Consider the following 8194-nt stretch of genomic DNA (forward strand, 5'->3'; position numbering starts at 1 on the left):
AACCCCAAATTTGTGAAATTTCAACGAAGTGATTTGTCTAAAATTTGGACATATTCCACTTATTGCTTCATCAAAAGAAGCTAGCACCATAATAGGTGCTAGCTTCTTATTTTAATCATTATCCTTCAAGCAATAGCTGCTCAGGATCTTCAAGTAGGCTTTTAATGGTGACAAGGAATCCAACTGCTTCTTTTCCATCAACAATACGGTGGTCGTAAGAAAGAGCTAAATACATCATTGGACGGTTTTCAAAACGTTCTTCATCAATCGCAACAGGACGAAGTTGAATTTTATGCATCCCTAAAATACCAACTTGAGGGCTGTTTAGAATCGGTGTTGAAAGAAGAGAACCAAATGTTCCTCCGTTTGTGATCGTGAATGATCCACCTTGTAACTCATTGAGAGACAACTTGTTATCTCTTGCTTTTTTCGCAAGATGACCAATTTCTTTTTCAATCCCTGCAAATGACAATCTGTCTGCATCACGGACAACCGGTACAACGAGTCCTTCATTGGCAGCGACAGCGATGCCGATATCATAGAATTTCTTAATGACAAGCTCATCACCTTGGATTTCTGCATTGAGAAGCGGATATTTTTTCAGTGCTGCTACAACTGCTTTTGTGAAGAAGGACATAAAGCCAAGTTTCACATCATTTTGCTCAAAAAAGGCATCTTTACGACGCTTTCTTAGGTCCATCACAGCTGTCATATCGACTTCATTAAATGTCGTCAGCATCGCAGCCGTTTGTTGAACTTCAACTAAGCGTTTAGCAATCGTTTGTCTCCGGCGTGACATTCTTTCACGCTCAACTGGTTTCCCTGCTTGATCATTTTGCACTGAAGCATTTGCTTTTGGCGCGGCTTTCGGTGCACTTGCAGGCGCTTCATTCTTTTGATAAGAAGCCACATCCTGCTTTCGTACCCTGCCCAGCGGATCTACGGTTGGAATCTCAGATAAGTCTAGCCCCTTCTCCCGTGCTAGTTTTCTAGCTGCAGGAGAAGCGATGGTTCTGCCATTACCAGATTTCGGCTCTTCTTTTGCTGCTTCTTCCTTTTGTTCAGCTGCCGGTTCTTCTTTCGAAGCTGGTGCTAAAGCTGCGGACTCGCTTCCGCCAGCTTCACCTGCTACAATGGTTCCGATGACTTCTCCAACTTGTACAGTGTCACCAGAATCTTTTAGCACTTCTTTTAGCACACCAGATTCTTCAGCTGTCAGTTCGACATTGACTTTATCTGTTTCAAGTTCTAACAGATATTCTCCCTGCTCAACATAATCGCCCGGCTGCTTCAGCCATTGAGCAATCGTTCCTTCCGAGATTGATTCCGCTAATTCAGGTACTTTAATTTCCGCCATTTTTCATTTCCCCCTTAGTTTTTGCGAGTCAAGCTATCAGATACAATTCGTTCTTGTTCTTTTTTATGCACAGTTGGATCACCCTCAGCCGTACTTGAACGTCTTCTGCGGCCGATGTAACGTACTTTTACTTTTTCAGGTGCAATTTCACGTAAATATGGCTCAATGTATCCCCAAGCCCCCATATTTTGTGGTTCTTCTTGCACCCATACGATTTCTTCTAAGTTCGTCAGTTTCGTTAAAATTGCTTTAATTTCTTTAGCTGGGAATGGATATAGTTGTTCCACTCTAGCAATATGAATCCAATCTTTCGGCTCTTCCATTTGAGTAAAACGATCACTAATATCAATCGATACCTTCCCGCTGGATAGAACGAGGCGTGATACTTTTTCATGATCATGCACAAGTCCTGGCTGTTCAAGAACTGCACGGAACTCTCCATCCGTTAATTCTTTGACTTCAGATAATGTGTTCGGGTTACGAAGCAGGCTCTTCGGTGTCATAATGACAAGCGGACGAATCTCTTCACGAAGCAGCATTTTCGCCTGTCTTCTAAGAATATGGAAGTATTGCGCTGCACTTGTCAGGTTCGCCACTGTCCAGTTATTCTCAGCAGCTGATTGCAGGAAGCGCTCTGTTCTTCCACTTGAATGTTCTGGACCTTGTCCTTCATATCCATGTGGTAAGAGCATCACAAGACCTGATTTTTGTCCCCATTTTGCGCGACCTGCTGAAATAAATTGATCAAAATACACTTGAGCCGCATTTGCGAAGTCTCCAAATTGAGCTTCCCAAATCACCAATGTTTCAGGAGAATAGACATTATAACCATATTCAAATCCAATGACAGAGCCTTCCGAGAGTGGACTGTTATGAACTGTAAATGAAGCATTAGCATCACTCAGTTCATGAAGAGCAATAAATTCATCTCCCGTTTGGCTGTCGTGAAGAACAAGGTTTCTTTGAGCAAATGTGCCTCGCTCTGAATCCTGTCCAGTCATTCGAATTGGCGTACCGTCTTTTAATATAGATGCAAATGCCAGTGCTTCCCCAAGTGACCACTCCACTTTACGGGCATCTGTAAACACCTTTGCACGTTTTTCAAGGATCCGTTTTAGCTTACCAAATACTTGGAAATCTTTCGGCCAGCTAATCAATTCTTCATTCAGCTTTCTCAATACATCAAATTCTACTGATGTGTCAACTGCTGGGAAACCATTAGATACTGGCTCTGGCAGTTCGATTTCTTGAATCGTATGTTCTTTCTTTGAAGGCACTTTTTTATAGGCTTCTTCTATTTTTGCCGTCACAGCCTGCTCGATTTCTTCTCTTTGTTCTTTTGACAGAAGGCCCTCTGTGACAAGCTTATCCGCAAAGATATTCTTAACGGTTTTATGCTTTCGGACCGCATCGTATAGCATTGGCTGAGTCGTAGAAGGCTCATCCATTTCGTTATGACCGTATCTGCGGTAACCAATCAGGTCAATTAAGAAATCCTTCTTGAAGCGTTTACGGTATTCTACAGCTAGCTGAACAGCCGCTAAACATGCTTCTGGATCATCTGCATTGACGTGAACAATTGGAATCTCAAAGCCTTTTGCAAGGTCACTCGCGTATTTCGTTGAACGAGACTCATTGCTTTCAGTGGTAAACCCAATCATATTGTTTGCAATGATATGGATTGTTCCACCCACTTGATAGCCGACCAATTGGCTTAAATTTAATGTTTCTGCTACAATTCCTTCTCCAGGAAATGCAGCATCACCATGAATTAAGATGGCTAGCGCCTTTTCAACGTCTTGTACTGGATAGCCTTTTTGAGTACGCGATTCCTGAGCGGCACGTGTGCTTCCTTCAATAATCGGGTCAATAAATTCCAAGTGACTTGGGTTATTGGCAAGGGTGACTCTCGCACTCTTTGTATCTTCATCTTTAATTTGACGGTCAGCCCCAAGATGGTACTTGACATCCCCTGTCCATCCGTAGCTGATCCCAATAGAGCCCTCAGATGGAACAAGCTCTTTATTTGGCGCATGCTGGAATTCTGAGAAAATGATCTCATATGGCTTTCCTAAAACATGTGCTAATACATTTAAACGACCTCTATGTGCCATTCCAATGTTAATATTTGAAGTCCCTTGTGTAACAGACTCTGATATAATTTCATCAAGTACTGGAACAAGTGCGTCTAATCCTTCTATAGAAAAACGCTTTTGTCCAACAAATGTTTTATGAAGGAACTGCTCAAAATTCTCGACTTCTGTTAATCTTTTGAATACAGAAACCAGTTTATCCGCTGGCTTTTTCATAAATAGTTCACCAGATTCGATCGAGTTTAAGAGCCAGTTTCGTTCTTCGAAGTCATGAACATGATCAAACTCAAATGAAATGGTACGCTTATACGTATTTCTCAAATGGTTAATGGCTTCTATGCCGTTTGAAATGTTTTTTGGTGCATTTGCACTAATAATCGATATCGGAATATCCCTGACATCTTCTTCTGTTAAACCGTAATCCTTTAAAGGAAACAGCTCTTGTAATTCCTTTTCTTTACGAAGAGGATTGACGGAAGCATTTAAATGGCCATACGTTCTGATGTCTTCTGCCAGTTTAACGACTGATGCTATCTTTTGGATTTGTTCAGAAGTAACTACGCTATTTTCTTTTTTCCTAATTTCCTCCTTCATTTCACTCGGTGGTGCACCAAGTTCATCAAATATGCCTCTTAGATCTTCATCAACACTAGTAGGATCCTGGACATATTGATCATAGAGCTCGAGCACGTAGCCGAGGTTCGGACCATGAAATTCTTCCCAACTCAACGGTTGTTTCACATCATTTTGAAACATTTTGAACACTACCCCCAACTTTGATCATCAAGTGATTGAACACTATCTCGATATAACTTCCAGAACATAATGACCAAATTTATGTAATAAAACGCTTCCAATAATATTTTACCACTGTTTCGGATTACTTTCTACATTCTTTGTTAAATTAAAGATAAAAAATTCAAAGAAAAACAAAGAATTTAAATCATTCCGAAAAATAATTTGAAGAAAGGGGCAAAACAAAACCTTATGCCCCAATGCTTTTATACAGCAGTTTCTTCAGTAATGGATATAAGACATCTGGTAATGTATCGACATCTGGTACAAAAATGCTGAACTTGCCATACATATCTTGAATGGTTTTCATCTGCGCTTCTTCAATCGGTGAATTGGATAAAAACACATTGATGACCTCAATTCCCTTTTTCCTCGCTTCAAGAACCGCTTCATGCGTATCTACGATCCCATTTTGCTCGTAGCTGAATGCGGCTGGTTCCCCGTCTGAGAACACAATGAGAAATTTTTGTTCTTCTCTTCGTTTCAAAATCATTTTTGTCATTTGGCGAATCGCATAGCCATCTCGGTTGTCCTCTTCTGGCTCAAGTGACATAATGGAAGGCCCTGCATCAAATAAAGAATCTTTGAAAGACACGACTGTGTTGAAATAGTTCGGCTGACTTGTTTCTGTTGCGTCGTTTGTATCTTCCCAGAACCCAACAATTTGGTGCGGTACTTGAACTGATTTTAACGCTTCATGAAAAAGAACAATCCCTTTTTTCGTCTCATCCATCTTGTCAAACATGCTCGCAGAACAGTCAACTAATAAGGTAAAAACAGCATCAATTTGAGAAGATGGTGCCTGTTTTTTATAGAAAAGACGCGGGTTAGACTCTGTAAAATAGCGGACAAGCTTTTTACTGAGACGTCCTGCATGAAGGTCGGTTTTTGGCCATGATTTTTTATGCTCTAGTGTTTTTTGAATCATTTGCTTTAACTGTTTTTGATAAGGTTTTATCGCCTTTGCATACTGCTTGTACACATCTATTTGCTCTGGAACTGGAGGCTCTGGTGAAGTCATCACCGGAAACGCATATTTGTTCTCTTTTCCATTTTCATGAGCATCTACTCCGCTTTCTTCCCCATTAGCCTCTTCTAGTGCTTCAAGCTTTGAATAGTCTTTTCGATGTGTTTGTTTTGCAGAGCCTTGAACAGTTCCAAACGCCTGATCTCCATCATCACCTTCTCTTGCCGCATCCTTACCGAGATCACTTTTACCGCCGTGCTCTAAATCAAATTGAAGAAAGCTTTTTGATGGCGCTTCAGTTTCTCTATGCCAAACTTCCATATATTCTTGGTGGATGTCTTCATCCCCATCTTTTTCCCGGTCAACTTTGATGTCCTCACTTATTTTAGGTTTTCTTTTTAAGTCATGGAACAGCGGTTCTTTTGCCGCTTTTTCATAGTCCAATTCCGGGAAGAAAAAGTATGTATTCAGCATATCTTTTTCAAGAAGCTCATCAAAGCCTTCGGTCAATTCTTTCACAATTGTGGCGATGTCAGATGTTGAGCCTGCTTCATAGACACGTTCAAGGCTCGATTCTATAAACGGTATCATTGGGTTGATCCGTTCGTGAAGGGGTGGAATCTCTTCTAACGGTGAATCAGTTGTCAGCTTCACATAAATCGCACAAAACAATGCGTCTGTTAAAATGCTTCGTTCTTGGTTAATGGTTAATTGCGTCTTAAAGTGACGCCTGTAAAGCTCTCTTCTACGTTTAAATACCTTTTTTGTTCCTGGGCGGTCACGTTTAATCCGTTCTTCAATCCGGATATCTTCAAACAGCATAAACAATTGTTTACATACATCAGGAATTGATAGTGTGTGAGCATAGCGGATGATGTCCTCAAACACAGTAAGATCACTATGCACTGTCCCTACTGCGCGCAAAAAAACATCACTTTTCAGCCCTGCTATCATGTCTTCTTGTTTACGATCATCCCAAAAATGGCTGATGAAAATTTTCTTTTCAAAAGGTTCATAGTAGGATTGCACACCGTATTCAAGTTCTACATCATCACTTTTCGCTAACGTTTTGGCTAAATCCGTTAATTCCATCAATAGAAATGAATCGATTCTGCTGTCATTAAATTTGATGAATTTCAAAAGTCAAAACCTCACTCGAATAATGTTTGGGCGATATTTCTTACCGCTGCTTTTTCCCGGTGATCTTCTAGCTTTTCAACAATCCCTCGTTCAACTGCACGAAGCGGCGGGATATATTGCGCAAGATCACATGTATCTAAGAGCGCACGGATGGAAGCTGCTTCTTCACTAACCTGTCCATTGTGTGCTTGTGTAATGAGATCTGATGAGAGCTGTACGAATTGATCGATTAACCGCTCATCCTTTAAAACCGACTGAGATTGTAGCACGCCTTTTAAAATACCGCCGCCAATGTAAGGAACATCAATGACGACAAAACGGTTTTTCAGCGCTTCATTTAAAGGCACTGTACCAACATACCCTTCATTGATTGCCGCAATAACACCAAAGCCTTCTTTTGCTTTGACGACTTCACCTGTAAATGGGTTTGTCATCATTTTTCGGTAGTCGAGTACACCATTTAAAATAGGTAGTGTTTCCGGTTTGGCCATGTTGATTTCATCAATATATAAAAGGTGGCCTTTTTTCATCGCTTTTGTAACGGGTCCTTCAATGAATTCAATAGAAGCGGCCTGACCATCATTATGGATGGTTTTATAGCCAATTAAGCTTTCTGCATCAAGGTCAACCGAGCAGTTCACACTGTGCATCGGCTGTTTAAAGAAAGCGGACAAGGTTTCTGCTAGTTTTGTTTTACCCGAGCCAGTCGGCCCTTTTAAAAGGACGTTTTTTCCTAGCGCAAGCGCAATCATGGCATCTTGAATGATAGAAGTATCCTGTGATTCATAACCACCTGTTCCGATGAGCGGACGAAATTCTTCTTCTAGAACCTTTGCTTTCGCTTCGATCATTGCTTGAATTTCTTCTGGGAGTGATTGTTTAAACATATATGATTAATTCCTCTCTTCGAACATTTTCCTCAACAAGTATACTAAAAAAACCTTTATGCACTCAATACATAAAGGTTCTTCATCTGTTATTTTCCCATTTCTTTTGTGATCGCTCCGCAAGCAATGCGTTTACCAGAGTTTCCAGAAGGGTTGCTTAAGTAATCATCTGCTTCTGCATGGATGATAAAGCTTCGTCCGTTTTGATCTAACAATTGATTCGGACCCCCCTTTAAGGTTATATCTGGTACATTGACGACAACATCAATTTGACCATCTGCTCCCACCTCTAAATTAGGCATATCACTAGCATGATGCCCCTTTGGGTTGTCAAAGCCATGCTCCCTATGCGTTGGATTAAAATGGGCACCTGCCGTTTCAAAATCCGGCGTTTCACATATACCTGTCTCATGAATATGGAAACCGTGAGGCCCTGGCGGTAATCCTTTCGCTTTCACATGTAAATCGAGTCCATTTGCAAAAGATTCCCTTACTTCGATGCTTCCTATTTTTCGCCCACTTTCATTGATCAATGAAGTGGTGATTGGCGCTTGCTTAGATGCTGCAGCTTCACGGCTCTCTTCTGTCGTTTCTTTTTTCGGCGGTGCATGACATGCTGATACAAGAAAGGTCAAACAAATCATGATCGTCCACACTGACATTTTCATATGACTGCCCCCTTTTGATATCAGTATGGACAATCACATGAGAGGACAAACAAAAAAAACCGAATTTGAAGTGCACCCCCTTAAGTTAGACACGGTATTTATTAGACAGCTTTCGAGGCATGAGTTCGATATTGTATCGGACTCATGCCTTTTAGTTTCGTCTTTATACGTGTGTGATTGTAGTAATCAATATATTGTTCAAGTTCTTGCTTGAAGTGTTCGATGTCCTCAAATTCTTTTAGGTATAGAAATTCAGACTTTAAGATACCGAAGAAGTTCTCGATAAC

General features: G+C 40.8%; 6 protein-coding genes. All 6 read right to left on the minus strand.

Translation table 11 applies throughout. The features are described 5' to 3' along the window. Positions 1-118 precede the first annotated feature (118 nt). Positions 119-1357 carry a 2-oxoglutarate dehydrogenase complex dihydrolipoyllysine-residue succinyltransferase gene (gene odhB, locus WAX46_RS09305; protein WP_226568641.1) on the minus strand — a complete coding sequence of 413 codons (1239 nt, stop codon included), beginning with the start codon at positions 1355-1357 and terminating at the stop codon, positions 119-121. A gap of 14 nt (positions 1358-1371) precedes the next feature. Next, on the minus strand, positions 1372-4206 hold the full coding sequence (sucA, locus tag WAX46_RS09310; RefSeq protein ID WP_336493728.1) for a 2-oxoglutarate dehydrogenase E1 component: 2835 nt from the start codon (positions 4204-4206) through the stop codon (positions 1372-1374). A gap of 229 nt (positions 4207-4435) precedes the next feature. Further along, positions 4436-6352: a vWA domain-containing protein gene (locus tag WAX46_RS09315; RefSeq protein WP_226568645.1), complete on the minus strand. Its 1917-nt coding sequence runs from the start codon at positions 6350-6352 to the stop codon at positions 4436-4438. A gap of 11 nt (positions 6353-6363) precedes the next feature. Then, a complete protein-coding gene (locus WAX46_RS09320) occupies positions 6364-7239 on the minus strand; it encodes an ATP-binding protein (RefSeq protein WP_226568647.1) in 876 nt (291 codons plus the stop codon). An 89-nt stretch (positions 7240-7328) separates the two neighbouring features. Further along, the gene (locus WAX46_RS09325) at positions 7329-7907 is read right to left on the minus strand and encodes a superoxide dismutase family protein (protein WP_336493730.1); all 579 of its coding nucleotides are present in this window, start codon (positions 7905-7907) and stop codon (positions 7329-7331) included. Between the two features lie 101 nt (positions 7908-8008). Then, positions 8009-8194 (minus strand): IS3 family transposase (locus WAX46_RS09330; RefSeq protein WP_336493384.1); only part of this gene is annotated, 186 nt, incomplete at its 5' end.

The organism is Bacillus sp. FJAT-53060 (genome assembly GCF_037104745.1).
Lineage (GTDB): Bacteria > Bacillota > Bacilli > Bacillales > Bacillaceae > Bacillus > Bacillus stratosphericus_B.

Coding starts and splice junctions, on each gene's coding strand:
- odhB (WP_226568641.1), bottom strand. CDS start 1,357: ATGGCGGAAATTAAAGTACCTGAATTAGCGGAATCAATCTCGGAAGGA.
- sucA (WP_336493728.1), bottom strand. CDS start 4,206: ATGTTTCAAAATGATGTGAAACAACCGTTGAGTTGGGAAGAATTTCAT.
- WAX46_RS09320 (WP_226568647.1), bottom strand. CDS start 7,239: ATGTTTAAACAATCACTCCCAGAAGAAATTCAAGCAATGATCGAAGCG.
- WAX46_RS09325 (WP_336493730.1), bottom strand. CDS start 7,907: ATGAAAATGTCAGTGTGGACGATCATGATTTGTTTGACCTTTCTTGTA.